General features: G+C 73.4%; 26 protein-coding genes. 14 read left to right on the forward strand and 12 right to left on the reverse strand.

Annotated elements, in window-relative coordinates; translation table 11 throughout:
* Positions 1 to 23: 23 nt before the first annotated feature.
* Together I8920_RS08990 and I8920_RS08995 are read left to right on the forward strand one after the other, a co-directional pair.
* A complete protein-coding gene (locus I8920_RS08990; protein WP_198656038.1) occupies positions 24 to 1,427 on the forward strand; it encodes a dihydrolipoyl dehydrogenase family protein in 1,404 nt (467 codons plus the stop codon).
* 2 nt (positions 1,428 to 1,429) lie between these two features.
* Positions 1,430 to 1,789, forward strand: a complete 360-nt coding sequence (locus I8920_RS08995) for a Fe-S oxidoreductase (RefSeq protein WP_198656039.1) — start codon at positions 1,430 to 1,432, stop codon at positions 1,787 to 1,789.
* A gap of 412 nt (positions 1,790 to 2,201) precedes the next feature.
* Here I8920_RS08995 and I8920_RS09000 read toward each other — a convergent pair whose 3' ends face one another.
* Positions 2,202 to 3,029 carry an ABC transporter ATP-binding protein gene (locus tag I8920_RS09000; protein ID WP_198656040.1) on the reverse strand — a complete coding sequence of 276 codons (828 nt, stop codon included), beginning with the start codon at positions 3,027 to 3,029 and terminating at the stop codon, positions 2,202 to 2,204.
* A complete protein-coding gene (locus I8920_RS09005; protein WP_225559110.1) occupies positions 3,029 to 3,931 on the reverse strand; it encodes a siderophore-interacting protein in 903 nt (300 codons plus the stop codon). Before I8920_RS09005 ends, I8920_RS09000 begins: the two co-directional genes overlap by 1 nt.
* A gap of 64 nt (positions 3,932 to 3,995) precedes the next feature.
* Here I8920_RS09005 and I8920_RS09010 point away from each other — a divergent pair, with 64 nt between their 5' ends.
* From I8920_RS09010 to I8920_RS09035, 6 genes are read left to right on the forward strand one after another with little or no spacing between them, the layout of a single operon-like run.
* Positions 3,996 to 4,943: an alpha/beta fold hydrolase gene (locus I8920_RS09010; protein ID WP_198656041.1), complete on the forward strand. Its 948-nt coding sequence runs from the start codon at positions 3,996 to 3,998 to the stop codon at positions 4,941 to 4,943.
* A 58-nt stretch (positions 4,944 to 5,001) separates the two neighbouring features.
* A complete protein-coding gene (locus tag I8920_RS09015; RefSeq protein ID WP_198656042.1) occupies positions 5,002 to 6,555 on the forward strand; it encodes an ABC transporter substrate-binding protein in 1,554 nt (517 codons plus the stop codon).
* Positions 6,556 to 6,589: 34 nt separating this feature from the next.
* Positions 6,590 to 7,543 carry an ABC transporter permease gene (locus I8920_RS09020; RefSeq protein WP_198656043.1) on the forward strand — a complete coding sequence of 318 codons (954 nt, stop codon included), beginning with the start codon at positions 6,590 to 6,592 and terminating at the stop codon, positions 7,541 to 7,543.
* Positions 7,540 to 8,454 (forward strand): ABC transporter permease, encoded by a 915-nt coding sequence (locus tag I8920_RS09025; protein WP_198656044.1) that lies wholly within the window; start codon positions 7,540 to 7,542, stop codon positions 8,452 to 8,454. Before I8920_RS09020 ends, I8920_RS09025 begins: the two co-directional genes overlap by 4 nt.
* A complete protein-coding gene (locus I8920_RS09030; RefSeq protein ID WP_198656045.1) occupies positions 8,451 to 9,296 on the forward strand; it encodes an ABC transporter ATP-binding protein in 846 nt (281 codons plus the stop codon). The genes I8920_RS09025 and I8920_RS09030 overlap by 4 nt, the downstream gene beginning before the upstream one ends.
* Positions 9,293 to 10,075, forward strand: coding sequence for an ABC transporter ATP-binding protein (locus I8920_RS09035; protein WP_198656046.1), 783 nt, complete (start codon positions 9,293 to 9,295; stop codon positions 10,073 to 10,075). The genes I8920_RS09030 and I8920_RS09035 overlap by 4 nt, the downstream gene beginning before the upstream one ends.
* Positions 10,076 to 10,283: 208 nt before the next feature.
* Here the strand turns inward: I8920_RS09035 and I8920_RS09040 are convergent, their stop codons facing one another.
* Positions 10,284 to 11,729, reverse strand: coding sequence for an amidase (locus I8920_RS09040; RefSeq protein WP_198656047.1), 1,446 nt, complete (start codon positions 11,727 to 11,729; stop codon positions 10,284 to 10,286).
* A 40-nt stretch (positions 11,730 to 11,769) separates the two neighbouring features.
* Between I8920_RS09040 and I8920_RS09045 the strand changes: the two genes are divergently transcribed.
* Positions 11,770 to 12,072, forward strand: coding sequence for a hypothetical protein (locus I8920_RS09045; protein ID WP_198656048.1), 303 nt, complete (start codon positions 11,770 to 11,772; stop codon positions 12,070 to 12,072).
* A 15-nt stretch (positions 12,073 to 12,087) separates the two neighbouring features.
* Here the strand turns inward: I8920_RS09045 and I8920_RS09050 are convergent, their stop codons facing one another.
* Positions 12,088 to 12,504 (reverse strand): HIT family protein, encoded by a 417-nt coding sequence (locus I8920_RS09050; protein ID WP_198656049.1) that lies wholly within the window; start codon positions 12,502 to 12,504, stop codon positions 12,088 to 12,090.
* 52 nt (positions 12,505 to 12,556) lie between these two features.
* Here I8920_RS09050 and I8920_RS09055 point away from each other — a divergent pair, with 52 nt between their 5' ends.
* Together I8920_RS09055 and I8920_RS09060 are read left to right on the forward strand one after the other, a co-directional pair.
* Positions 12,557 to 14,236, forward strand: a complete 1,680-nt coding sequence (locus I8920_RS09055) for an ABC-F family ATP-binding cassette domain-containing protein (RefSeq protein WP_198656050.1) — start codon at positions 12,557 to 12,559, stop codon at positions 14,234 to 14,236.
* A 22-nt stretch (positions 14,237 to 14,258) separates the two neighbouring features.
* Positions 14,259 to 15,176 carry a L,D-transpeptidase gene (locus I8920_RS09060; protein WP_198656051.1) on the forward strand — a complete coding sequence of 306 codons (918 nt, stop codon included), beginning with the start codon at positions 14,259 to 14,261 and terminating at the stop codon, positions 15,174 to 15,176.
* 57 nt (positions 15,177 to 15,233) lie between these two features.
* Here the strand turns inward: I8920_RS09060 and I8920_RS09065 are convergent, their stop codons facing one another.
* From I8920_RS09065 to I8920_RS09075, 3 genes are read right to left on the reverse strand one after another with little or no spacing between them, the layout of a single operon-like run.
* Positions 15,234 to 16,550, reverse strand: coding sequence for a cytochrome P450 (locus I8920_RS09065; RefSeq protein ID WP_198656052.1), 1,317 nt, complete (start codon positions 16,548 to 16,550; stop codon positions 15,234 to 15,236).
* A 27-nt stretch (positions 16,551 to 16,577) separates the two neighbouring features.
* Positions 16,578 to 17,126 (reverse strand): gluconokinase, encoded by a 549-nt coding sequence (locus I8920_RS09070; RefSeq protein ID WP_442873557.1) that lies wholly within the window; start codon positions 17,124 to 17,126, stop codon positions 16,578 to 16,580.
* Positions 17,127 to 17,131: 5 nt separating this feature from the next.
* Positions 17,132 to 18,715, reverse strand: coding sequence for a GntP family permease (locus tag I8920_RS09075; RefSeq protein WP_198656054.1), 1,584 nt, complete (start codon positions 18,713 to 18,715; stop codon positions 17,132 to 17,134).
* A 202-nt stretch (positions 18,716 to 18,917) separates the two neighbouring features.
* Between I8920_RS09075 and I8920_RS09080 the strand changes: the two genes are divergently transcribed.
* Positions 18,918 to 19,616, forward strand: a complete 699-nt coding sequence (locus I8920_RS09080; protein WP_198656055.1) for a FadR/GntR family transcriptional regulator — start codon at positions 18,918 to 18,920, stop codon at positions 19,614 to 19,616.
* Between the two features lie 87 nt (positions 19,617 to 19,703).
* Here I8920_RS09080 and I8920_RS09085 read toward each other — a convergent pair whose 3' ends face one another.
* The 5 genes from I8920_RS09085 to I8920_RS09105 form a co-directional block, all read right to left on the reverse strand.
* The gene (locus tag I8920_RS09085; protein ID WP_198656056.1) at positions 19,704 to 20,309 is read right to left on the reverse strand and encodes a GNAT family N-acetyltransferase; all 606 of its coding nucleotides are present in this window, start codon (positions 20,307 to 20,309) and stop codon (positions 19,704 to 19,706) included.
* A gap of 83 nt (positions 20,310 to 20,392) precedes the next feature.
* Positions 20,393 to 21,076: a uracil-DNA glycosylase gene (locus I8920_RS09090; RefSeq protein WP_198656057.1), complete on the reverse strand. Its 684-nt coding sequence runs from the start codon at positions 21,074 to 21,076 to the stop codon at positions 20,393 to 20,395.
* Positions 21,077 to 21,081: 5 nt separating this feature from the next.
* Positions 21,082 to 21,801 carry a Type 1 glutamine amidotransferase-like domain-containing protein gene (locus tag I8920_RS09095; protein WP_198656058.1) on the reverse strand — a complete coding sequence of 240 codons (720 nt, stop codon included), beginning with the start codon at positions 21,799 to 21,801 and terminating at the stop codon, positions 21,082 to 21,084.
* A complete protein-coding gene (locus tag I8920_RS09100) occupies positions 21,798 to 22,331 on the reverse strand; it encodes a phosphoribosyltransferase (RefSeq protein ID WP_225559094.1) in 534 nt (177 codons plus the stop codon). Before I8920_RS09100 ends, I8920_RS09095 begins: the two co-directional genes overlap by 4 nt.
* A gap of 81 nt (positions 22,332 to 22,412) precedes the next feature.
* The gene (locus tag I8920_RS09105) at positions 22,413 to 23,186 is read right to left on the reverse strand and encodes an SDR family oxidoreductase (protein ID WP_198656059.1); all 774 of its coding nucleotides are present in this window, start codon (positions 23,184 to 23,186) and stop codon (positions 22,413 to 22,415) included.
* A gap of 110 nt (positions 23,187 to 23,296) precedes the next feature.
* Between I8920_RS09105 and I8920_RS09110 the strand changes: the two genes are divergently transcribed.
* Positions 23,297 to 24,391 (forward strand): acyltransferase family protein, encoded by a 1,095-nt coding sequence (locus I8920_RS09110; RefSeq protein ID WP_198656060.1) that lies wholly within the window; start codon positions 23,297 to 23,299, stop codon positions 24,389 to 24,391.
* A 175-nt stretch (positions 24,392 to 24,566) separates the two neighbouring features.
* The gene (locus I8920_RS09115; protein WP_198656061.1) at positions 24,567 to 25,898 is read left to right on the forward strand and encodes a bifunctional o-acetylhomoserine/o-acetylserine sulfhydrylase; all 1,332 of its coding nucleotides are present in this window, start codon (positions 24,567 to 24,569) and stop codon (positions 25,896 to 25,898) included.
* The last annotated feature ends 49 nt before the right edge of the window (positions 25,899 to 25,947 follow it).

A 25,947-nucleotide genomic window follows, 5' to 3' on the forward strand; every position in this document is an offset into this window, starting at 1 on the left:
CCGGTCCGCGTACGCTCAGGGGCATGACGGACTACGACCTCATCGTGATCGGCGCCGGCGCAGTCGGCGAGAACGTGGCGGACTACGCCAGGAAGCGCGGCCTGTCGGTCGCCGTCGTGGAGGCCGAGCTCGTCGGCGGCGAGTGCTCGTACTGGGCGTGCATGCCGTCGAAGGCGCTCCTCCGCAGCGGCCACGCCCTCGCCGCGGCGAAGCGACTCGACGGAGCGGCCCAGGCCGTCACCGGTTCCCTCGACGCCGCCCGCGTGCTGGCCCGCCGCAACTCGTTCACCTCGGACTGGAAGGACGACAGCCAGGTGGCCTGGCTCGAGTCCTCCGGCATCGACCTCATCCGCGGGCACGCGCGCATCACCGGCGAGAAGACGATCGAGGTCGACGGTGTGACGCACCGGGCCCGCGCCGCCGTCGCGCTCGTCACGGGATCGCTGCACACCCTGCCGCCCGTACCGGGTCTGGCCGAGGCGAAGCCGTGGGGCACCCGCGAGGGCACGAGCGCCCAGCAGGTGCCCGAGAGCCTGCTCGTCATCGGCGGCGGCGTCGCCGGGTCCGAGCTGGCGACGGCGTGGGCGTCCCTCGGCGCGGAGGTCACCCTGGTCGCGCGGCACGGGCTGCTCGGCGGCATGGAGCCCTTCGCGGGCGAGCTGGTGGCCGACTCCCTGCGCGAGCTCGGCGTGGACGTGCGCACCGGCGTCAGCCCGACCCGGGTGGACCGCGACGAGCACGGCCTCGTCACCACCACCCTCGACGACGGCACCACCGTCATCACGAGCGAGGTGCTCGCCGCGACCGGTCGAGCAGCACACACGAAGGACCTCGGCCTCGAGACCGTCGGACTGACCGCCGGTGACTGGCTCGACGTCGACGACACCATGCTCGTGCACGGCACGGACTGGCTGTACGCCGTGGGCGACGCGAACAACCGCGCACTGCTCACCCACCAGGGCAAGTACCAGGCGCGTGCCGCGGGCGAGGCCATCGCCGCCCGGCACCAGGGCACGCCGCTGCACACCGAGCCGTGGGGTGCGCACGTCGCCACCGCCGACCACGCCGCCGTGCCCCAGGTGACCTTCACCGACCCCGAGGTCGCGAGCATCGGCCTGACCGAGGCGAAGGCCCGCGAGCAGGGGTTGAACGTCCGCGCCGTCGAGTACGACCTCGGCGCCGTCGCCGGCTCCGCGCTGCAGGCCGACGGCTACACCGGCCGGGCGAAGATGGTCGTCGACGAGGACCGGAAGGTCGTCGTCGGGGTCACGTTCGTCGGCCAGGACGTCGCCGAGATGCTGCACGGCGCCACCGTCGCCGTCGTCGGCGAGGTCCCCGTGGACCGCCTGTGGCACGCGGTGCCGGCGTACCCGACGATGAGCGAGATCTGGCTGCGCCTGCTCGAGACGTACGGCCGCCCGGCCTGATCGTGCGCAACCCGTTCGTCGACTCGCTCGTGTCCCGGGCGGGCTGGGTGTTCGCGACGGGTGTCGGGTTGGCCGTCGGTGTCCCCCTGTCCACCGGACGCGTCCGGGTGGTCGACGGGCTCGTGGTCTGCACGGGGCTGCCGCGCTGGGTGTTCCGGCGCGGCGGCACCTGTGTCGGCTCGGTGTACCTGACGCGCGACAACGACGGCCCGCGGGTGCTCCGGCACGAGCGGGTGCACGTGGAGCAGTGGAAGCGGTACGGCATGCTCATGCCGCTGCTGTACGCCGTCGCCGGGCGGGATCCCCTGCACAACCGGTTCGAGGTCGAGGCCGGCCTGCGCGACGGCGGCTACGTCCGCTGACCCGCGCGTACGTCATCGAGGTCGCACTCCGTCCCGTTCCGACGCCGGCGGAGCGGGAGTTCGTGCGACCTCGGCACGGTGGCCGGTGCGCCTGACTGGTCACGACACCCCGCCGGCCTCGCGGTGATGGGTCACGAACCGTCGCGTGCGGTGCCGCCGGACGACGGTTCGTGACCGCTCAGCGCCCGGCACGCGACGTGTCGCGACCAGCCGACGGACTGGAGGCGCGTGGCGGCGCCGCCCCGGGCCTCCAGGCCGTTGCGCCGCACCCCACGACCCCCGGCCACCGGTCGCGACACCCCGGCGGGCCTGCGGCGAGCGGTCGCGGACCGTCGCCTGCGGCGCCGCCGGTCGACGGTTCGTGACCGCTCGGCGGCAGCCGGCCCCGGCGGTCTCGGCGGCAGCCAGCGCGTCAGGCGGCGGGGCGGCGGGGCACCACGAGGGGGGTGCCGGTCTCGGGGTCGGGGACGACGACGCACGGCAGGCCGAAGACCTCCTCGACCAGGTCGGCCGTCAGCACCGCGGCGGGCCGGCCCTGGGCGACGATCGACCCCTCGCGCATCGCGATGACGTGGGTGGCGTACCGCGCGGCCTGGTTCAGGTCGTGCAGCACCGCGACGACGGTGCGTCCGGCGGCGTGCAGCGCCGAGGCCAGTTCGAGCACGTCGTACTGGTGCGCGATGTCCAGGAACGTGGTCGGCTCGTCGAGCAGCACGATGTCGGTCTGCTGCGCGAGCACCATCGCGATCCAGACCCGCTGCCGCTGGCCGCCGGAGAGCTCGTCGACACTGCGGTCGGCGAGCGACACCGTGTCGGTCTGCTCGAGTGCCGCCTGCACGGCCTGCCGGTCGGACCCGGACGACGGGTGCAGCAGGTCCTGGTGCGGGAAGCGACCGCGGGACACGAGGTCGCGCACGGTGATGCCGACGGGCGCGATCGGCGTCTGCGGGAGCATGCCGACCCGCCGCGCCACGGCCTTCGGGCGGTACGAGTCGATCGGCGCTCCGTCGAGGAACACCGTGCCGGCCCGGGGCTTCAGGGTGCGGGCGAAGGACTTCAGCAGCGTGGACTTGCCGCACGCGTTCGGGCCGACGATGACGGTCAGCTCGCCGTCCGGCACGTCGACGTCGAGGGTGTCCACCACCACCCGGTCGTCGTACGCCAGGGTCAGGCCGCGGGCGCCCAGGGCCGTGGTCGGGACGGCACCGGGCACGGCACCGACCGTGCCCGCCCCCGGCATCAGTGCTCGGCCCTGCCGTGCCGCCAGTACCCCATGAACGCGACCTGCTTGCGGTCGATGCCGACACCGCGCACCAGGTGGCGACGGAGCTCCTTGACGCAGCCGGCCTCCCCCGCGATCCAGGCGTAGACCGGGCGCTCGTCCACGGGAGCGGGGACGTCCCACAGCACCTGCTCGTCGACGTCGACGTCGGTGAGCTCGGCGGCCGGCTCGCACGTGGCGGCGGCCGCGGGTGCGACGGTGGAGGCCCAGGCGTGCACCTGGTCGGTCATCCGGACGCCGTGCGTGGCACCGTTCCGGGCGATCCAGCGGACCTCGACCCCGGCGGGGGCGCGGACCGGCAGGCGGTCGGCGTCGGTCGGGACCTCGATGAAGACGTGGCCGACGGTGGAGACGTCGAGCGCCTCGAGGATGGCGCAGATCGCCGGGGCGGCGGTCTCGTCACCGGCGAGCAGGATCCGGTTCGCGTGCCCGGGGGCGAACTCGGCGGCCCCGGTCGGCAGGTCCTCCGGGGACTCCGGCACGCGCGGCCCGACGATGCGGAGCTCGTCGCCGACGCGGCAGGACGACACCCAGCGCGACGCGGGGCCGGCGTCGCCGTGCGCGACGAAGTCGATGTCGAGCTCGTGGGCGTCGGGGCGGAACGAGCGGACCGTGTAGGTGCGGAGCGGGTTGCGGGTCTCGTCGGGCAGGGCACGCCAGGCGGCGTACCAGTCCTCGTCCTCCGGCAGCTCGGCGAACCCGATGCCGTCCAGGGGCAGCACGACCTTGATCCGCTGGTCGAGTCCGACCGCCGAGAAGTCGGCGAGCGCGTCGCCCGTCAGCGTCACCCGGACGAAGTGCGGGGTGAGGGACGTGACGGCGGCCACACGGACGGAGAAGACGCGATACCGGGTTGCCACGAGATCGAGTATGGCATGCCTTACCTAACGTCTCCAGACCCCCGGACGGTGCGAGGATCGTCCCGTGTCCGAAGCCCCCGACGACGAATTCGCCGACCTGGCCGCCCTCGCCCGCGCGAGCGGCGTGACGGAGCCGCTCCGCGCCTCCCGGCAGGTGGTCCGCACCACGGACGGGCAGGAGATCTCCGCGATCCGGTGGGGCGACGACGGTCAGGAGGCCCGGATCACCTACCTGCACGGGCTCGGCATCGACGCGCACAGCTTCGACCAGACCGCGCTCGCCGTCGGCGAGCCGGCGGTCGCCATCGACCTGCCCGGGCACGGCCGGTCGTCGTGGCGGGACGACGCCGACTACGCGGCAGCCGTGACCGCACCGAGCGTGCTCGCCGCCCTCGACGCGTTGGCGGTGCCCCCGGGGATCGTCGTCGGCCACTCGCTCGGCGCGATCCTGTCGGCGCGGCTCGCGGCGACCGCGCCGGAACGGGTCACCGGACTGGTGCTCGTCGACATGTCGCCGGACTTCGCGCAGCGGGCCGTCGACCGGATCGCCCGGGCGCTCGAGGCCGAGGAACCGTTCGAGTCGCTCGAGCAGGTCGTCGACCGGGCGGTCGAGGCGCGCGTCGGGGACGACCGGCAGGTGCTGCTGCGCGAGGCCCGGCACACCACCAGGCTCGGCGCGGACGGGCGGCTCGTGCGTCGACACCACTTCCCGCACCTGCCCGCCGGACGGACGTCGTCGGTGGGGCGGTTCGCGGACGCGTGGCCCGACCTCGACGCACTGCGGGTGCCGATCCTGCTCGTCCGTGGCGACCGTGGGTACGTGTCCCCCAAGCTGCACGCCGGGTTCGCCGAGCGTCTGCCGGACGCCGAGATCGTCACCGTGACGGCGCGGCACGCGGTGCAGAACCAGGCACCCCTCGCACTGGCGTCGGCGATCCGGGCATGGGCGGAGCGTCACGGTTTGTTGCACCCGATCGAAGAACCGTCGCCGGACGGCAGCAGCCGCCGGTAACCTCGTGCGAGCGCGAGGCCCGATCACCGCCCTCGCGCCCGGAAGGAACCCACACCCCATGAGTCCGCTCCTGCCCCGCCGCGCCGCGCGCACCACGCGCCCCACGCGATCCGGCCGTGCTGCCCTGGCCGCCGCCGCGGTCGCCGTCGTCTCCGCCCTGGCCCTGACCGGCTGCTCGGGTCCGTCCGGCACCACCGGTGGTCCCGACGCCACGGTGCGCGTCGGCCTGGTGCTCGAGCCCACGAGCCTGGACATCCGCACGCAGTCCGGCGCCGCGCTCGACCAGGTGCTCATCGACAACGTGTACCAGGGGCTCGTCGGGCGCACCGCCGAGGGTGACATCCGTGACGTGCTGGCGTCCTCGCACGAGGTCTCGGACGACGGGCTGACGTACACGTTCACCCTGCGCGAGGGCACCACGTTCCAGGACGGCGAGCCGGTCACCGCGGCGGACGTCGTGTGGTCGCTCGAGCAGGTCAAGGCGAACGAGTCGTACGTCGACTCCGCCAAGCTGGCGGGTGTCCGGTCGATCACGTCCCCGTCCGACGGGGTGGTCCGACTGCAGCTCGCGAAGCCCGACTCCGACCTGCTCTGGAACCTCACGGGCCGGGCGGGGCTCGTGCTCGAGCAGGACGCCGAGAACGACCTGTCCGACAGCGCGAACGGCACCGGCCCGTTCGAGGTCGCGAGCTGGAAGCAGGGCGACGCGCTGACCTTCGACCGCAACGACGACTACTGGGGCACGAAGGCGAAGGTCGCGAAGATCGTCTTCCGGTACATCACGGACCCGTCCACCGCCGTCAACGCGATGGCGAACGGTGACCTCGACGTCCTGAACCCGGTCGACGGCACGCTGCAGAGCCAGCTCGAGGGCAGCGACGACATCACGCTGCACAGCGGCAAGACGACGGACAAGTACACGCTGGCGTTCAACGACCGCAAGGAACCGTTCACCGACAAGCGCGTGCGGCAGGCGATCCGGCAGGCGATCGACCCGAAGGCGCTCATCACGGCGATCGGCGGCACCGGTGTCGAGCAGGGCGGCCCGATCCCGGAGCTCGACCCCGGCTACGAGGACCTGACCGACATCGACGCGTACGACCCCGCGAACGCGAAGCAGCTCCTGGCCGACGCCGGGCAGGAGGACCTCGACCTGACGCTCACCTACGCGAACATCTACCCGACCACGATCGGTGACGTGCTGAAGTCGCAGCTCGCCGACGTCGGGATCACCCTGACCGTGAAGCGCGTCGACTTCGCCACGTGGCTGTCCTCGGTGTTCCAGGCGCCGAAGTCGGGCGAGCGGGACTTCGACCTGTCGGTGGTCGACCACGTCGAGGCACGCGACTTCGGCAACTGGGCGAACCCGGACTACTACTTCGGGTACGACAACCCGAAGGTGCAGGAGCTCTACGCCCAGTCCATCGCCGCGACGGACGAGCAGACGAAGGTCGACGCCCTGCGGAAGGCCGCCCGGATCGTCAGCGAGGACGCGGCCGGCGAGTGGCTCTACACGGCGACCGAGATCACCGCGGTGCGCTCGGGTGTCACGGGCTTCCCGGTCGACGGCGGCAACTCGCGCCTCGACCTGGCGGGGCTCGCGGTCAAGTGACCGAGCGTCACGCCGGCACCGGAGCACCGGTGTCGTGACCCGGTTCCTCATCGGGCGGGCGCTCCTGCTCGTCGTCGGCCTGCTCGTGGCGAGCGTCATCATCTTCGCCACGCTCCGCGTGCTGCCCGGTGACGTCGCCCAGGTCGTCGCCGGCACCCAGTCGACCCCGGCGCAGGTGGAGCAGCTCCGCCAGCAGCTCGGGCTCGACCGGCCCGTCGTGGTGCAGTACCTCGACTGGATCGGCGGGGTGTTCCGCGGCGACCTCGGCCGATCCCTGGTGACGAACGGTGCCGTCGCGCCGGAGATCGCGCAGAAGCTCGCGATCACCCTGCCGCTCGCCGCGATGTCGCTCGTCGCCGCGCTCGTCGTCGGGGTGCCGCTCGGGGTCGTCGCCGCCGTGCTCCGCCGCCGCCCGGGCGGTGCGGTGATCGGCTTCGCCGCCCAGGCCGTGGCCGCGGTGCCCGTCGTCTGGGCCGGCATGCTCCTCATCGCCCTGTTCGCGGTGACCCTGCACTGGCTGCCGACGCAGGGCTTCCCGCTCGACGGCTGGTCGGAGCCCGGGCGGGCGTTCGCGTCGCTCGTGCTGCCCGCGCTGACGATCGGCGCGGTCGAGGGTGCCGTGATCCTCCGCTTCACCCGGTCCGCCACACTGTCCGTGCTCGATGCCGACCACGTGCGGACCGCCGCCGCGATCGGCCTCAGCCGCACGCAGGCGCTGCTGCGGCACGGGCTGCCGTCGGTGGCCCTTACCGTGCTCGCCGTGCTCGGGGTGCAGATCGCCGGACTGCTCGTCGGGGCCGTCGTCGTCGAGCAGCTGTTCTCGCTGCCCGGGGTCGGCCGGATGCTCGTGACCGACGTCGGGCGCCGCGACATCACGAAGGTGCAGTCCGAACTGCTCGTGCTCACCGGGCTCGTGCTGCTCGTCGGGTTCGCCGTCGACATCCTGCACCGCACCCTCGACCCCCGCCAGCGAGAGGTGCAGGGATGATCCGCCGCCTGGTGTCCCGTCCGACGGGGGCCTTCGCCGTCGTCGTGCTCGGCCTGCTCGTCGTGCTCGCAGCGGTGTCGCTCGTGTGGACACCGCAGGACCCCTTCCGCGCCGACCCGTTCCACCAGTGGGAGGGCCCCGGCGCCGCGCACTGGTTCGGCACCGACGCCGCCGGCCGCGACATCGCGAGCTACCTGCTCGCCGGCACCCGCACCACCCTGCTCGTCGCCGTCGGCTCCGGGGTGATCGCGAGCGTCGTCGGCATCGTGCTCACCGCGATCGGCTCGCTCACCGCACGCTGGGTGCGCGAGGGCACGGCGGTCCTGCTCGACATCCTGGTGGCGTTCCCGACGCTGCTCACGGCCATGCTCCTGACCGCGGTGTTCGGCGGCTCGCTCGGCGTCGTGATCGTCAGTGTCGGGCTGTCCTTCGGGGTGACGATCGCCCGCGTGGCCCGGGGCGAGATCCGCCGGATCGCCCGGAGCGACTACGTCACCGCTGCCCGCGCCTCGGGGGTCGGCGGCGCCGGGGTGCTGTTCCGCCACCTCGTGCCGAACGCGGCGCCCCTGTTCACCGTGCAGCTGTCCCTCGCGATGGCCACGGCCGTGCTCGCCGAGGCTGGCCTGTCCTACCTGGGCTACGGCGCCGGATCGGACACGGCGTCGTGGGGCAGCCTGCTGTCCGACCTGCAGACCTACATCGGAGTGCACCCGTGGAGTGCGACGTGGCCGGGGGCGGCGATCGCCCTGGTCGTCGCCGCGCTGTCACTGCTCGGCGACGCGGTGCGTGACGCCTCCGACCCACGGCTGACGACGAACGACCGGGCCACGAGCGACCGCACGACGAACGACCGGGCCGCGGGCGACCGGAGCGGCGACCCGGCCACGACCACTCCCGGGGTGACCGCATGACCGCCGACGCACGGAACGGATCCGGCGCAACCGGCGCAACCGGAACCGCCCCGACCACCGCAGCCTCCGGGCTCGAGGTGCGCGGGCTGTCGGTCCGCATCACGGGGCGGACGATCCTGGACGACGTCACGTTCACCGTGCCTCCCGGCCAGCGCGTCGGCGTGATCGGCGCGAGCGGATCCGGCAAGTCCATGACCTCGCTCGCCCTGATGGGACTGGAGCCCGCCGGTGCCGTCGTGACCGGCAGCATCCGCCTGGACGGCACCGAACTGGTGGGCCTGCCCGACCGCGAGCGCGCGCGGCACCGCGGATCGGGCATCGCGATGGTGTTCCAGGAGCCGGGCACGGCCCTCGACCCGCTGCGGCGGGTCGGCGCGCAGATCGCGGAGCCACTCCGGTTGCACCGGGGGCTCGACCGACGCGCCGCACGTGCGGCGGCCGTCGAGCTCGCCGCCTCCGTGGGCCTGCCCGATCCGGGATCGCTGCTGCGGCAGTACCCGCACCAGCTGTCCGGCGGGCAGCGGCAGCGGATCTGCATCGCGATGGCGATGGCCGGCGAGCCGTCGTACCTGGTGGCCGACGAGCCCACGACGGCGCTCGACGTCACCACCGAGGCCCGCATCCTCGACCTGTTCGAGCACCTGTCGGCCGGCATGGTGTTCGTGACGCACGACCTCGCCGTGCTCGCACGCATCGCCGACACCGCCGTGGTGCTCGACGCCGGCCGGGTGGTCGAGCAGGGTCGGGTCGCCGACCTGCTCGCCGCACCGCAGCACCCCGCCACCGTCGCGCTCGTCGACGCCGCCCGCGCCACCGCCCGTCGCCCTGGAGGCTCCGCGTGACCGACGTCCTGCACGCCACCGGCCTGCACCGCACCTACCGGCTCCCCCGCCGCGGTCCGTTCGAGCCCGGTCCGCTCCGCACCGCCGTCGACGGCGTCGACCTGACGGTCGCCCCCGGCGCACGGCTCGGCATCATCGGCGAGTCGGGGTCCGGCAAGTCCACCCTGGTGCGGCTGCTCGCCGGTCTGGAGGCCCCTTCCGCCGGCACCGTCGTCGCCTCCGGTCGTCCGGTGGTCGCGTCACAGTCCGCAGCTGCGATGCGCTGGTTCCGTCGCGAGACCGGGGTGGTGTTCCAGGACCCGTACGCGTCGCTCGACCCGCGGATGCGCGTCGGCGCGATCGTCGCCGAGCCGCTGCGGGCGCTGCGGGTCCCCGGGTCGCACGAGTCACTCGTGGCGTCGGTGCTCGAGCGCGTCGATCTGCCCGCCGACGCGGTCGACCGGTACCCGCACGAGTTCTCCGGCGGGCAGCGGCAGCGGATCGCGATCGCCCGGGCCGTGGTGCACTCGCCGCGGATCCTGTTCGGGGACGAGCCGATGAGCGCCCTCGACGTGGTGGTCCGCGCCCGGGTGATCGAGCTGTTCCGGTCGCTCGCCGACGACCTCGGGCTGACCCTGGTGCTGGTGTCGCACGACATCGGCGTGGTGCAGCGGCTGTGCGACACGGTGGCGGTGATGTCCGAGGGCCGGATCGTCGAGCACGGGCCGGTGTCGTTGCTCGACGCGCCGCAGCACCCGGTGACGCAGGCGTTGGTGGCGGCGGCGCCGACGCTGCCGTAGGGGCGCGGCCGGGCGCGGCGGCAGCGGGCACGTTCTGCGACGCTCCACGAGTCGATCGACGCGTGGTCCGTCGGAACATGCGCACGCACCGGATGCGCGTGCACACTCCGACGGGACACGAGTCGATCGACGGGTGCTCGGTCGGAACATGCGCACGCACGGACGCCGCCGCGTGGCGCCGCGCGCGCGACCCGGCACGGGCCTCCCGTCAGGCGGTCCAGGCGGCCGGGTGCCGCCGCTGCCACCGCAACCGGCGCTCGAGCTGCGCGCCGATCGCGAGCAGGACGCGCTCGCCGCCGGGGCGTCCGATCAGCTGCACGCCCATCGGCAGGCCGCCGCCGTCCGGGTGGTCGTCGTCGGTGACCGCGACCGGCAGGGTGATGGCCGGCAGCCCGGACACGTTCGCCATCGACGTCCACGGCGAGTACGCGCACTGGCGGCGGAAGTCCTCCTCCGGGTCGTCGCCGTACCAGCCGAGGGGCCGCGGCGTGAGCGCGAGCGTCGGTGTGAGCACCGCGTCGAACCGGTCGAACGCGCTGATGAGCGTCGTCGAGAAGGTGTCGAGCGTGGTCATCGCCTCGAGGACCTGCGTGCCGGTCAGCGCCCGACCGCGTGCGACGAGCCACGCCACGAGCGGGGTGAGCGCCGACAGGTCGATGCCGGGCACCATCGGCAGCCGGGCGGCGGAGCTCTCCCACGCGACCCGGAACGCGTCGGCGTAGGGCACGCGGGGCATCCGGACGTCCTCGACGCCGTGGCCGACCTCGCCGAGCACCCGCACGGCGGTCTCGACGGCGGCCCGGGCGGCGGGGTCGACGACCACGTCGACGGTGTCGTCCCACGGCGAGCCGTCGAGCAGCCCGACGACGAACCGGCCCTCGCCGCGGACGGCCGCAGCGGTGAACGGCCCCTCGCCGACGTCGGGCGTGACCAGGGCGTACGGCGACGGTTCCGGCAACCCCGTGGGCGCGACCAGGGCGTCGAGGAGCATGCCGGCGTCCGCGACGGAGCGGGCGAGTGGCCCGGCGACGGACAGCCCGCCGACGCCGGAGCGGCCGGGCATCGACGGCACGCGGCCGCGGCTCGGCTTCAGGCCGACGAGTCCGGTCGCCGCGGCGGGGATGCGCACCGATCCCCCGCCGTCCGAACCGACGGCGGCCGGCAGCAGCCCGGCAGCGACGGCGACGGCGGCGCCGCTCGACGAGCCGCCCGGCGCGCGCGTGGTGTCGTAGGGGTTCCGCGTCACGCCGAACCGGGTCTCGGACGACGACGACATGCCGAACTCCGGTGACGCCGTCTTGCCGAGGCTGACGGTGCCGGCCGCGTCGAGCGCGGCGACGAGCGGGTGGTCGGCCGACGCGGGCCGCTCCGGCAGGCTCGTGGTCCCGTTCCGCGTGGGGACCCCGGCGCGGTCGTACAGGTCCTTGTCGGCGGACGGGAGGCCCCACAGCGGTCGCGACGTCGGCACCAGGTGACCGAGACGGTCGGCTCGCGTCCGTGCCGCGTCCGCCATGACCGTCACGAAGGCGCCGAGTCCGGCGTCCAGGCGTTCCACGCGGCCCAGGTAGTGCTCGGTGACCTCGAGGGCGGTCGCCTCGCCCCGGCGGATCCAGTCCCAGAGTTCCTGTGCGGAGAGGTGGTGGAGTTCGAACACGTCTCCGAGCCTAGGCGTCGGCGGCCGGTACCCTTCGGTGGTGGACTCCCCGCTCCCCTCCGGCACGACGAAGCGCCGGCTCGAACTCCGGCTCGTGCGTGCCCCGTTCACCTGGTTCGCCCGGCCGACCGTGACGATCGACGGCGTCGGCCAGCCGGCGCAGTGGGGCACCGGCACGTGGGCGGTGCCCGACGACGGCGACACGGTGGTCGGCGTGTACCTGTACAACCGCGTGTGGCGGTTCGGCGCGGTGTCGGTGACCGTCGGGCGGGCGGACGTCCTGGAGTACCGGGCAGGACTCCTGCCCGTGGGCGCGGGACGCCTGGGGCCGCCGGAGGGCTGAGTCCGGGAGCGCCGGCTACTCGAACATCTCGGCGAGCAGCGCGTGGGGGTCGCCGTCCACCACGTGCGCCGACCGTCGCTCGGGCCAGTGGGTGGTGCCGTCGTCCGGCCAGCACGGCACGACGTGGAAGTGCAGGTGCGGCACGCTCTGGCCCGCGTCCGCGCCGGAGGCCTGCAGCACCACCGTGCCCGTCGCGCCGAGTGCACCCTTCATCGCACGGGCCACCCGCTGCGCCAGGGCCGTGGTGGCGGCGAGCGCCGTGGGCCCGGCGGTGAGCAGGTCGGCGGTGTGCTCGACCGGGACGACCAGGGTGTGGCCGGGAGCGAGCGCGGAGTCCGGCAGCGGCGCGAACGCGACGGCGTGCTCCTCGCGCTCGACCCACACGGCGGGTTCGTCGTCGGCGATCACGGCACAGAAGACGCAGGAGTCCATCGGCCCAGTCTGCTGCACGTGGGTGGTGTGCTCCGCGTGGGACGATGGGCGCATGACCGCCACGCTCGTCGCCAAGGGCCTGTCCGGCGGGTACGCCGCTCGCACGCTGTTCGACTCCCTCGACCTGACGGTGGCACCCGGCGACGTGATCGGGGTCGTCGGGGTGAACGGTGCCGGCAAGTCCACCCTGCTGCGGCTGCTCGCCGGGGTCGACGAGCCCCTCGCCGGCACGGTCTCCCTGGCGCCGACGGACGCGTTCGTGGGCTGGCTGCCCCAGGAGCACGAGCGCATCGCGGGCGAGACCGTCGCCGCGTACATCGCGCGACGCACCGGCTGCGCCGAGGCGACCGCCGTCATGGACGCGGCCGCTGCGGCGCTCGGCGACCCCGACGCCGGCGATGCCGCGGCCGACCGGTACTCGGCAGCGCTCGATCGTTGGCTCGCCGCGGGCGCCGCCGACCTGGAGGACCGGATCCCGGCCGTGCTCGCCGACCTCGGGCTGGAGCCGGGCACGGGCGCCGACGGCTCCGGTGCGGACGGCGTCGGTCCGGACTCCCTGATGACCGCGCTGTCCGGTGGGCAGGTCGCCCGCGTCGGACTCGCCGCGCTGCTGCTGTCGCGGTTCGACATCGTCCTGCTCGACGAGCCTACGAACGACCTCGACCTGGACGGGCTCGACCGGCTCGAGGCGTTCGTGCGCGGGCTGCGCGGCGGGGTGGTGCTCGTCAGCCACGACCGCGAGTTCCTGGCCCGCTCGGTGACCGCGGTGCTCGAGCTCGACCTGGCTCAGTCGTCGAACCGGCTGTTCGGCGGTGGGTACGACTCCTTCCTCGAGGAGCGCGAGATCGCCCGGCAGCACAAGCGTGATGCGTACGACGAGTACGCGTCCACCAAGGCCGACCTCGTCTCCCGTGCCCGGACCCAGCGGGAGTGGTCGAGCCAGGGCGTACGCAACGCGATGAAGAAGAATCCGGACAACGACAAGATCCGCCGTCGGGCCGCCTCGGAGTCGAGCGAGAAGCAGGCGCAGAAGGTCCGGCAGATGGAGTCCCGCATCGCCCGGCTCGACGAGGTCGAGGAACCGCGCAAGGAGTGGCAGCTCGAGTTCACGATCGGCAGCGCGCCCCGCTCGTCGGCGGTCGTCGCGACACTGTCCGACGCCACGTTCACGCAGGGCGACTTCACGCTCGGTCCGGTGTCGCTGCAGGTCGACGGCGGCGACCGCATCGGCATCACCGGGCCGAACGGCGCCGGCAAGTCCACCCTGCTGCGGGCCCTGCTCGGCAAGCAGGCGCCGACGACCGGCACCGCGTCGCTCGGCTCGAGCGTCGCGGTCGGCGAGGTCGACCAGGCCCGTGCCGCGTTCACCGGCGACCAGCCGCTCGCTGCCGCGTTCGAGGCGGTCGTCCCCGAGTACACGACCGCCGACGTCCGGACGCTGCTCGCCAAGTTCGGCCTCAAGGCGGACCACGTCGGACGACCGGCATCGGCGCTCTCCCCCGGGGAACGGACCCGCGCCGGGCTGGCCCTGCTGCAGGCCCGCGGGGTGAACGTGCTCGTGCTCGACGAACCGACGAACCACCTCGACCTGACGGCGATCGAGCAGCTCGAGCAGGCGCTGGAGTCCTACGACGGCACCCTGCTGCTCGTGACGCACGACCGGCGCATGCTGGAGACGGTGCGGCTCGACCGGCAGTGGCGCGTCGAGGGCGGCCGCGTCACCGAACGCTGAGACACGACCGAGGGGACACACTGTGCGACGGACCACCTGGATCGCGACGACCGCCGGCGCGGTGGCGATCGTCACCGTCGCCGTCGTGGTGGGGGTGACGGTCGGTTCCCCGACGCCGGAGCCGACCCGTGCGGCACGCGCGACGGCGACGCCCACGCCCACGCCGACCCCGAGCCCCGAGCCCGCGCTCGCCGCCGTCCCCGCTGCACCGTCCGACGCCGCACTGGCCGCGCTGCCGTTGGCGTTCCACGACGCCGTCGTGCCGCAGCTGCTGGACGGCGGGGACGTGCAGCCCGAGGACACCTGGCGGATCGCGACCCCGCGCACGCCGCTCGTCGCCCTGTACGCGAGCCCGTCGAGCCGGGCCCGCCCCGTGGCGACCCTGTCCCACCTGGTGTCGACGATCAACCGGCCGGCGGCGACCGCGGTGTGGGGTCGCTCCCCCGGCGAGGACGGCGGGATGATCCTGGTGTCGACGCCGTCCCGCAACCGCACCCCCGGCGACGGCGGCGACCCGGACGCGCCGAGTGCGACGTTCGCCTGGGCCCGGGCGGCCGACTTCACCATCACCCGGACGGACCGGATGATCACGGTCGACGTGGCGGCGAGCACGGTGTCCGTCGTCACCCGTGGCGGCGAGGTCACCGCGACCGAGGCCGCGCGGCTCGGCACGCCGGAGGACCCCACACCGACCGACACCGCCACCTACGTCGAGGCCGCCTACGTCGACACCCGGGTCACGTACACGCAGGGCAACCCGATCATCCTGACCGGCGCGCACTCCTCACGGATCCCGTCGTACGGCGGGAACGCGGCGCTGACCGCGCTGCACTACTACCCCGACCCGACGGGCAGCTCCCACGGCTGCGTGCGGATCTCGGCGCAGATGACCCGGACCCTCGCCGCCCTGCCGGTCGGCACGCCGATCCGTTTCACCTGAGCACCGAGGACGACCGGGCGACCACGACGGCCCGGGCGGGGTCGACAGATCCGACGGTCAGTGGAACGGGCAGCCGCCCCGCACCGTCCCGCCCGACGCCGGCTTCGTGGGCAACCGCCGTCGGTCGACCTCGAGCCCGTCGTCGAGGATCGTCACCCGCGGGTCGCTCAGCACGGCGACCCCGGCTGCGAGCGCCGCGATGGCGACCTTCTCGCCGGGGCAGCGGTGACCGGTCGCGACGTCGGCACCGCCGTGCGGGACGAAGGTCGTGATCGCCTCGAAGTCGTCGACGCCGAGGAACCGCGTCGGGTCGAAGTCGGCGGCGCGGTCCCAGGAGCGGTCGTCGGTGTCGGTCCCGGTGATGTCGAGCACCACCCGCCCACCGGCACGCAGGTGCTCGCCGTCGAGTTCGACGTCGGTCGTGGCCCAGGCGGGCAGCATCGGCACGAAGGGCGCGGTGCGGCGGATCTCCTGCGCGAACGCCACCGCGAGCGGGCCGTCCACCGGCGGGCCGTCCACGGACTGCCCGTCCTCGGACGGGGCGTTCCCGGGCGCACCGGCGACCGCCGCGGTCTCGGCGGCGATGCGGGACCGCCACTCCGGGCGGTCGTGCAGCTCCTTGGCGGCGAACGCGACGAAGCGGGCGACGGCGATCGCCGGACGGATGCTGTTCTGCAGCTCGATGCCGGCCAGCCGCGGCGACAGCAGCGCCCCGTCGAGGTCACGGTGCCAGGCCCACTCGTGCAGGGCGGTGTCCGGCGCGGGCGTGAGGCGTCCACCTCGGACCGCCTCGATCAGCCGCTTCGCGTGCCGGTCGGACCAGTGCCGGTTGAGGACGGCCTGCAGGTACTCAGGCGAGTACGGCACGCCGAAGCCGTCGACGACCTGCGCCAGTCGCGCCGCCCACCGGGTCTTCGCCGCGGGGGTGCCGGGCAGTCCTGCCCACCGCATGACCGCGCGGCCGATCGCCCCGACGGCTGCGTCGTACGCCGACCGGGTCCCACCCGTGACCCAGGCGGCCCGTTCCGCCGCCCACTCCTGGGTCAGCAGGGGCGCCAGGCGCCGCACCTGCTCGTCCTCGTAGGAGACGTCGACGAACGTCGCCTTGCGGTGGTGGTGATCGGGGCCGTCGAGGCTGTGGACCGACCCGACGCCGAACAGCGTGCGCTGCACGATGGCGGGCATCGCTCCGTGTCGGGCGGTCCGGGCACCGTCGTAGAACAGCTCGACCCCCTCGGCACCGCGGACGAACAGCGCGGGCTTGCCGAGCAGCCGGAACCGCACGGCCCGCGCACCGGGGCGGGTCCGACGCCACAGGTGGGCGCCGAACCCGTAGCCGCGGGTCAGCAGGGACAGGGAGTCGTCGAGCGCCATTGGGCCATGCTGCCGGGCCGCGCCCGATCAGCCTCTCGGGATCGGGACCAGTCCGAGGCGCTCGACGACCTCGGCGCTCTCCTGTTCGGGCGTGCGGTCGGCGGCGATGGTCAGGTGGGACTCGTCGGGCTCCGGCGCCTCGAGCGTGGCGAGCTGCGACCGCAACAGCGACGTCGGCATGAAGTGGCCGGACCGCTGCGACATCCGCTCCTCGATGAGGGCACCGTCACCGGCCACGTGCACGAACACCACCCCGGGCGCCCGCAACACGTCACGGTACGAGCGCTTCAACGCCGAGCAGGTCACGACCCCGTTCGTCCCGGCGTCCAGGTGCCCCCGGATCCAGTCGGCGACGACCTCGAGCCAGGGCCAGCGGTCCTCGTCGGTGAGCGGGGTGCCGGCCTGCATCTTCGCGACGTTCGCCGCCGGGTGCATGGCGTCGCCCTCGGCGAACGCCCACCCGAGCTGCTCGGCCACCATGGCGGCGACCGTGGACTTGCCCGACCCGGACACCCCCATCACGACCAGGACGCGGGCGTCCGGGCCGGTGGTGGTGGCCTCGGCTGCTGTGGTCACGTCGCTCATCGGATGAACACCCCGGCCAGCAGCACGCCGAGCAGGCCGAACACCGAGATGAGGCACTCGAGTACCGTCCACGTCTTGAACGTCTGCCCGACGGTCGTGTTGAGGTACCCCTTGACGAGCCAGAACCCGGCGTCGTTGACGTGCGACAGGAACACCGACCCGGCACCGATCGCCAGCACGAGCAGCGACGTCATCGGCGACGACAAGTCGGCGGCGATCGGCGCCATGATGCCCGCGGCCGTCACGGTGGCGACGGTGGCCGACCCGGTCGCCACGCGCACCAGCGCCGACACGACCCAGGCGACGAGCAGCACCGAGATGCCGGACTCCTGCACGGCGTCGGCGATCACCCCGCCGATGCCGGTGTCGATGAGCACCTGCTTGAACCCGCCGCCGGCGCCGACGATGAGCAGCACGCCCGCGACGGGCGGCAGGGCGCTCTCGAGCGACTTCGCCACGGCCGAGCGGTCCATGCCGCCGCCGATCGCGAAGAAGACCATGGCGTAGACCGCGGCGATGCCGATGGCGATCATCGGCGACCCGAGGAAGTCGAGCAGGCTCACCCACGAGCCCGTGGCCTCCGGGGCGGTGGCCTCGCGGATCGCCTGCGCGAGCATGAGCACGACCGGCAGCAGGATGCCGAGCAGCGCGACCGTGAACGAGGGGCTGCGCGGCTCGCTGATGACGCGGGTGAAGTCGCTCTTGCCGTTGGGCAGGGACGCCGTGTCCTGCGTGGCGGGGCCGCGCCGGGCCTCCCGTCCGGGGTGGGCGGGGTCGTCGGCGAAGGCGCCGGACGCCGAGCCCGAGCCCGAGCCGGGGCCGGCCGGGGCGACCGCGCCACGCGAGCCGAACATGTCGGGTGCGGGGATGTCGACCCAGCGCGCCGCGAAGCGGGCGAACAACGGGCCGGCCAGGATGATCACCGGGATCGCCAGCACGATGCCGAAGGCGAGCGTGGTGCCGAGGTTCGCGCCGACCGTCGAGATCGCGACGAGCGGTCCGGGGTGCGGCGGGACGAACGCGTGCATCGTCGACAGGCCGACCAGGGCGGGCACGGCGATCTTCATGATCGGCACCTCGCTGCGCTTGGCGACCAGCACGATGATCGGGATGAGCAGCACGAGGCCGACCTCGAAGAACATCGGCAGACCGATGAGCGCACCGATCAGGGCCATCGTCCAGGGCAGCGCGGCCCGGGACGACCGGCGCACCAGGGTGTCGACGATGCGGTCGGCCGCCCCGGAGTCGACGAGCATCTTGCCGAACATCGCGCCGAGGCCGACCAGGATCCCGACGCTCGTCATGGTCGCGCCGAAGCCGTCGCCGAAGCTCGTGACCGCCTTGTCCGGTGCGAGCCCCGCGCCGATGCCGACGCCGAGCGCACCGATCACCAACGCGATGAACGGGTGCACCTTGAGCCAGGTGATGAGCGCGATGATCACCACGATGCCGACGACCGCGGCGATGATCAGCTGCGGGACGGACCCCGAGGGGTCGACGGTCTCGGTGGTGCCGCCACCGGCGGCGAGGACGAGCCCGAGGTGGTCCGGTCCGGCCGGGTCTGACAGAGCGTGAGGCATCAGCGCCCCTTCCTGGAGCCGCACCTGCGCGGCTCCGTCGCCTTCGTGTCGGGGTCGGACCGACGCATCGGCCGACCCCGCAATAATCTGATTTATCAGAGTGTACGACGGGTGCCGCGCGCCGTCCGCCCTCGGCCGCAGTCTGCCGCTTCGATGGGACCCACGTCACGGTCGCTCGTGACACGTACTGCACGGAGGAACGATGCCCACCGCACGCGGCCTGCACGCCCACGTGCTCGAGACCCTCGGGCAGCGGATCGTCGACGGTGTGCTCGCGCCCGGCGACCTCGTACGGCCCGAGCAGGTGGCCGACGAGTTCGGCGTGTCGCGGTCGGTCGTCCGCGAGGCGCTCCGCGTGCTGCAGTCGCTCGGCCTGGTCGAACCCCGACAGCGTGTCGGCACGCTCGTGCGCGGCATCGCCACGTGGGAGTTGCTCGCACCGACGGTGATCCGGTGGCGGGGCGCGTCGCCGGCGTACTTCGTGCAGCAGCGCGAACTGCTCGAACTCCGCCTCGGTGTCGAACCGGTGGCGGCGTCCCTCACCGCCGGCGGACCCGGTGCCGCGGCGGTGCTCGAGGCCGCGCGGGACATGCTCGACGCCTGCGGGCGGCAGGACGGCCACGCCTACCTGGAGGCCGACGTCCGCTTCCACCGCGCCCTGCTGACCGGGTCGGGGAACGCCGTGTTCACCCACTTCGCCGGCACCGTCGAGGCGCTGCTGTGCACCCGCACCTCGGAGTCCCGCGACCCCATCACCGGGTGGACGCGCGAGGCAGCCCTCCGGCACGAGGCCGTCGGGCTGGCGGTGGTCGACGGCGACGCGGAGGCCGCCGCCGCGGCGGCGTCGGCACTGGTGCGGGTGACCCGCGACGAGTTCATCGCGGAGGCGCCGGCGCGCTGAGGCGCAGGGGCGTGCTCGCACGGAACGTGACCACGGGACGGACGGGAGGCCCGGGGCGGGGCCGTCACGTGCCTCCCGTCCGGCGGGCTACCGACGGCGCGCGAAGAGGCGGGGGCCGCGCAGCCGGAGGCGCATCGTGACGGTGCCGAGCCAGCGGTCGTACTTGTAGCCGACCTTGCCCATGCGACCGACCTCCTCGAAGCCGAGCCGCTCGTGCAGCCGGATCGACGCCTCGGCCTGCCGGTCCGCGATCACGGCGACGACCTCGCGGACGCCCGCAGCGCGGCACTCGTCGAGCAGCGCCTCCATGAGCGCACGACCGAGTCCCTTGCCGCCGGAGGCCGCGCCGAGGTAGATCGAGTCCTCGACCACGTGGTTCGAGCGGTCGCGCGGGTTCCACGCGTCGACCAGGGCGTACCCGAGGATCTGGCCGGCGGGGTTCTCCGCCACCAGGAACGGCAGGGTGCGCCGACGGATGTCGTCGTAGCGCTGCTTCCACGCGGCGAAGGTGAACGCCGACGGGTCGAAGGTCACCGACGAGTTCCGGACGTAGTGCGTGTGGATCTCGCGGACGTCGGGCAGGTCGCTCACCTCGGCCGCACGGATGCGGTACGCGAACGCGGTCTCGGCCGCCGCCGGGGCACGCAGGTGACGCGGCAGGACCCGCCGTCGCTGGTATTCCTCCTCGAGCACGTTCCGAGCCTACTGAGCACGGCCCCCGGCCGCGCAAGCCGAGAGCGAGTGCGCAACACTGGTGCCCCGCGCCGGCGGACCGCCTAGGCGCCGGGCAGTGACCAGTCGACGGGCTCGGCGCCCTGCGACTCGAGCAGCGTGTTCACCTGCGAGAACGGTCGGCTGCCGAAGAACCCGCGCGAGGCACTGAGCGGGCTCGGGTGGGCCGAGGCGACGACCGGGGTGTCACCGAGCAACGGCCGCACCGATCCGGCCTGGGCGCCCCAGAGCACGGCGACGAGCGGCGTGCCGCGCTCGACCAGGGCGCGGACGGCCTGGTCGGTGACGGCCTCCCACCCCTTGCCGCGGTGGCTGCCGGCATCGCCCGCACGCACCGTGAGCACCCGGTTGAGCAGCAGGACGCCCTGGTCGGACCACGCCCGCAGGTCACCGTGCGGGGGCGGGGTCACGCCGAGGTCGTCGGACAGCTCGCGGTAGATGTTCGCCAGGCTGCGCGGCACCGGGCGGACGGCCGGGTCGACCGCGAACGACAGACCGATCGGGTGCCCGGGCGTCGGGTACGGGTCCTGACCGACGACCAGGACCTTCACGGCGTCGAACGGGGCCCTGAACGCGCGCAGCACGTCGGCGCCGGCCGGCAGGTACGGGCGACCGGCGGCCGTCTCGGCCCGCAGCCAATCGCCCATCCGGTGCACGTCGTCCTCGACGGGGGCGAGCGCCGCTGCCCAGCCCGGGTCGACCAGGTCGGCCAGGGGTCGTGGTTCCACGACGACTACGCGCCCATGGTGGCGACGGAGACCGATTCCTCGCCGGCGACCACACGCCAGACGCTGCCGGTCCCCCGGACCTCGAGGGCGCCCTCGCCCACGACGAGCGTGGTGTCCTCGTCGATCGCGAGCCCGGCCGCGACGAACTCGGCCTCGGCGCTGGCGATCAAGCGGGTGAGCGTGCCGGCCTGCACGGCGTGCACGTCGATGGTCAGGTCGACCAGGCCGAGGCCCTCGCGGAGCTCGACCTCGTCGAGCCCCTCGGATGCGCCCTCGGGGCAGATCTCGACGCCACCGATGCGCCATCCGCCCACCAGGGCACGGTCGGCCGCGATCATCGCACCGGCCGAGTAGCCCAGGTAGGGCAGGCCGTCGGAGACGAGCAGCCGGAGCTGGTCGACGAGCGGGGCGACCGCCGTCAGGTAGTCGGGGGTCACGCCGCCGCCGACGACCAGCGCGTCGACGTCGCTCAGCACGGCGGTGTCGAACGCCTGACCGGCAGCGACCTCGGTGACGAGCACCTCGGCCGCACGGGCGCCGCCGAGGACCTCGGCGATGTCGGCGGTCGACGAGGGGCTGGCGCCGTCGGGACGGGCGACGGAGAGCAGGGCGATGCGCGGGACGGTCCGCCCGACGGCTGCCGAGCGCGCGGTGGCCTCGGCGAGGAACGGTGCTGCGGCGTCCGAGGCGGCGAAGGGTCCGCCGCCGACCAGGTGGATGCTCACGACTCGGCCGTCACGGGTGCGAGGGCGCTCCAGGGGAACGTGATCCAGCCGTCGACCCGGCGCCACACGTGGTCCGGTTCGAGGACGGTGCCCGGCTTGGAGTACAGGCAGGCGCTGCGGACGTCGGCCCCGGCGTTGCGGACGATGTCGACCACCAGGCGCAGAGTGCGGCCGGAGTCCGAGACGTCGTCGACGACCAGGACCCGCTTGCCCGCCAGGCTCGGGGCGTCGAGTGCGGGCGTGAGGACGACGGGTTCCTCGAGCCGCTGCTCGACGTCGGTGTAGAACTCGACGTTGATCGAGCCGCACTCCTTGGTGCCGAGCGCGTAGGCCACGGCACCGGCGATGATCAGCCCGCCGCGGGCGACCGCCACGACGACCTCGGGCTCGAACCCGGAGGACAGGACGTCCTTGGCGAGCAGGCGTGCGGCGTCACCGAACTCCAGCCACCCGAGCACCTCGGGCCCGCTCGTCACGGTCACGGTCGACTGAACCGACGCCGTGGGCTCGGGTTCGCTGCTGATCGGCATCCGACCACGGTACCGGCAGGGAGCCTGCGCCCGCGACCCGCGACCACCGCCCGGGCGCTGCGCGCGGCATCGTGCTCCGGCTCAGCGCGGGGTGAGCGGCCCGCGCGCCAGCTTGTGCTGCGCCGACTGCGCCACCGGTCGCAGGGTGACGAGGTCCAGGTTGACGTGGGTCGGCAGCTCGACCGCGTGCACGATCGCCTCGGCGACGTCCTCGGCCACCAGCGGGTCCGCCACGCCCTCGTACACCGCGGCGGCCTTCTGCGCGTCGCCGCCGAAGCGCGTCAGCGAGAACTCGTCGGTCTGCACCATGCCCGGCGCGATCTCGACCACCCGGATCGGTTCGCCGTTCAGCTCGAGGCGCAGCGCCCCGACGAGGGCGTGCTCGGCGAACTTCGCGGCGTTGTACCCGCCGCCGTTCTCGTACGCCACGAAGCCGGCGGTGCTCGTCACCGTGACGACGTCCGCTCCCCCGGTCGCACGGGCCCGGTCGCGCAGGTGCGGCAGCAGGGCCGAGACGACGCGCTTCGTGCCGATCACGTTGACCTCGAACATGGCGCGCCAGTCCTCGACGTCGGACTCCTCGACGCTCGCGGACCCGAAGGCGCCGCCGGCGTTGTTCACGAGGACGTCGGCACCGCCGAGCTCCGCCACGCGGTCCGCGAGCGCCGACACGTCGGCCGCGCTCGTGATGTCCGCCACCAGGACGTCCGCCCCGGTCTCCGCGGCGAGCGCCTCGAGCTTCGCGGCGCGGCGGGCGACGGCGAGCACGTCCCACCCCCGCGACCGGAACAGTCGGACGGTCGCCGCCCCGATGCCCGAGCTCGCTCCGGTGACGACTGCGCGCCGTGCTGCCATGTGATCTGCCTCCTGCGTCGGTGGCCGGACGCACGTGGCCCGGCTCGCCCACCGTACCGAGCGGGACGGCGCCGGGCCGACCATGTCACGATCCGGTAACGTGACCGACGATGACGACGGACGCCGCCCCTCCCGCGCCCTCGGCCCCCGCGACGCACCTCGAGCCCGGCCGGACGCCCCGACGGATCCCCATGTGGGACACCGCGCGCTTCGTCGCGGTCACGCTCGTCGTGATCGGGCACGCGATCCAGCGCCAGACCCCCGCGAGCGAGCACGCCCTGGCGCTCTACACGTTCATCTACGCGTTCCACATGCCCGCGTTCGGCGTGATCAGCGGCTACTTCTCGTCGGCGGACACCCCCACCGCGAAGCGCATGCGCCGCACGATCACGGACATCGTCGTGCCGTACATCATCATGCAGACGATCTGGACCGTGGTGCAGGGCATCGTCGAGGGCGGCAAGGACTTCAACCCGACCCAGCCGACGTGGACCCTGTGGTTCCTGCTGGCCCTGGGCATCTTCAAGCTGATCCTGCCGTACCTGGCGCAGCTGCGGTGGCCGCTGTTCTGGGCGGTCGTGTTCAGCATCGGCGTCGGCTACTTCGACAACGTCGACTCGACGCTGTCGCTGTCCCGCGCGATCAGCCTGCTGCCGTTCTTCCTGCTCGGGTGGCAGGTCAAGCAGTGGGGGCTGTTCGACCGCTGGTACGAGGCCTCGCGCCGCACGGTCGTCCGGGTCCGCGCCGCAGCGGTCGTGGTGTTCGCGGCCTGGGCGGTCTCGTGTGCGATCTGGATCCCGCAGTTCAAGGAGTTCGACCTGCACCACTGGTTCTTCTACGACGACTCGTACTCCGGGCTCGGCGAGGACGCCTGGTGGGCGGGCGGCGTGCGCTTCGCCCTGATGCTGCTCGCGACGCTGCTCACCGCGTCGTTCCTGCTGCTCATCCCCCGGCGCACGGTCTGGATCACCCGGTTCGGTGCCGCGACGATGTACGTCTACCTGCTCCACACGTTCGTGCTCTACCCGATCCGGGAGTCCGGTGTGCTCGCCGGCGAGCACTCCGCGTGGCCGTTCGTGCTGCTGATGGTCGGGATCGCCTGCGCCGTCAGCCTGTTCCTGGCGCAGCCCTTCGTGCGGCGCGGCATGCGCTGGCTGCTCGAACCGAAGGTCGACTGGTTGTTCCGGAAGGACGAGGTGCGCTAGGCGCACCGAGCCGGCCGGGAGGCACGACCCGCCTCCGTCACGTCCGTTACGCCCCGAGGCGGGTGCGCTGGTGCGGGATCGGCCACGTGCGTACCGTGACGGTCGACGCAGCGTCGCCACGGGCCTCCCGGCCGACGGCGCGCCCCGACGACCACCGCACCCGACAGGAGCACCGATGAGCACGAACGACGCCGCCGCCTGGCGGTTCGAGACCACGCAGGTCCACGCCGGGGCGCAGCCGGACCCGACGACCGGTGCCCGCGCGACGCCGATCTACAAGACGACCTCGTACGTGTTCGAAGACTCGGACCACGCCCGTGACCTGTTCGCGCTGGCCCGGCCGGGCAACATCTACTCGCGGATCATGAACCCGACGAACGACGTCGTCGAGCAGCGCATCGCGGCGCTCGAGGGCGGCTCGGGGGCGCTCCTGGTGTCGTCGGGGCAGGCGGCGGAGACGTACGCGGTGCTCAACATCGCCGGCGCGGGCGATCACATCGTGTCGTCGTCGTCGATCTACGGCGGCACGTACAACCTGTTCAAGTACACGCTGGCGAAGCTCGGCATCGAGACGACGTTCGTCGAGGACCAGGACGACCTCGAGGAGTGGCGTCGAGCCGTCCGCCCGAACACCAAGCTGTTCTTCGCCGAGACCATCGGCAACCCCAAGATCAACGTGCTCGACATCACCGGCGTGAGCGACGTCGCGCACGAGTCCGGCGTCCCGCTCATCGTGGACAACACGATCGCCACGCCGTACCTGATCCGGCCGTTCGAGCACGGGGCGGACATCGTCGTGCACTCGGCGACGAAGTTCCTCGGTGGGCACGGCACCGTGATCGGCGGCGTCATCGTCGACTCCGGCCGGTTCGCCTGGTCGGAGCACGCCGACCGGTTCCCGGAGTTCAACACGCCCGACCCGTCGTACCACGGGGCCGTCTTCGCCCAGGCCGTCGGCAACGAGCTCGCCTACATCGTCAAGGCACGCGTGCAGCTGCTCCGCGACCTGGGCGCGTCGAACTCGGCGGACACCGCGTTCACCCTGCTGCAGGGCATCGAGACGTTGTCGTTGCGCATCGAGCGGCACGTGGCGAACGCGCAGGAGATCGCCGAGTGGCTCGACCGGCACCCCGACGTCGCGACGGTGTCGTACGCCGGGCTGCCGACGTCGCCCTGGTACGCGGCGGCCAACCGGTACGCGCCGAAGGGCGTCGGTGCCGTGCTGTCGTTCGAGCTCAAGGGCGGGGTGCCGGCAGGCAAGGCGTTCGTCGACGAGCTGCAGCTGTTCTCGCACCTGGCGAACATCGGCGACGTGCGCTCGCTCGTGATCCACCCGGCGTCGACCACGCACTCGCAGCTCACGCCCGAGCAGCAGCTGACGACCGGGGTCACGCCGGGGCTCGTCCGCCTGTCGGTCGGGATCGAGAACGTCGAGGACCTGCGGGCCGACCTCGAGGCCGGGCTCGCCGCGGCCCGTGCCGTCGCGCAGGAGGGCCAGCGCGCCTGACGCCGGTCGCCCGGGCGTGCGCGGCGCGTGCCCGGGTGCGAGCGCGTCG

The sequence above is a fragment of the Curtobacterium sp. YC1 genome (assembly GCF_016267665.1).
In the GTDB taxonomy this organism is placed as follows: domain Bacteria; phylum Actinomycetota; class Actinomycetes; order Actinomycetales; family Microbacteriaceae; genus Curtobacterium.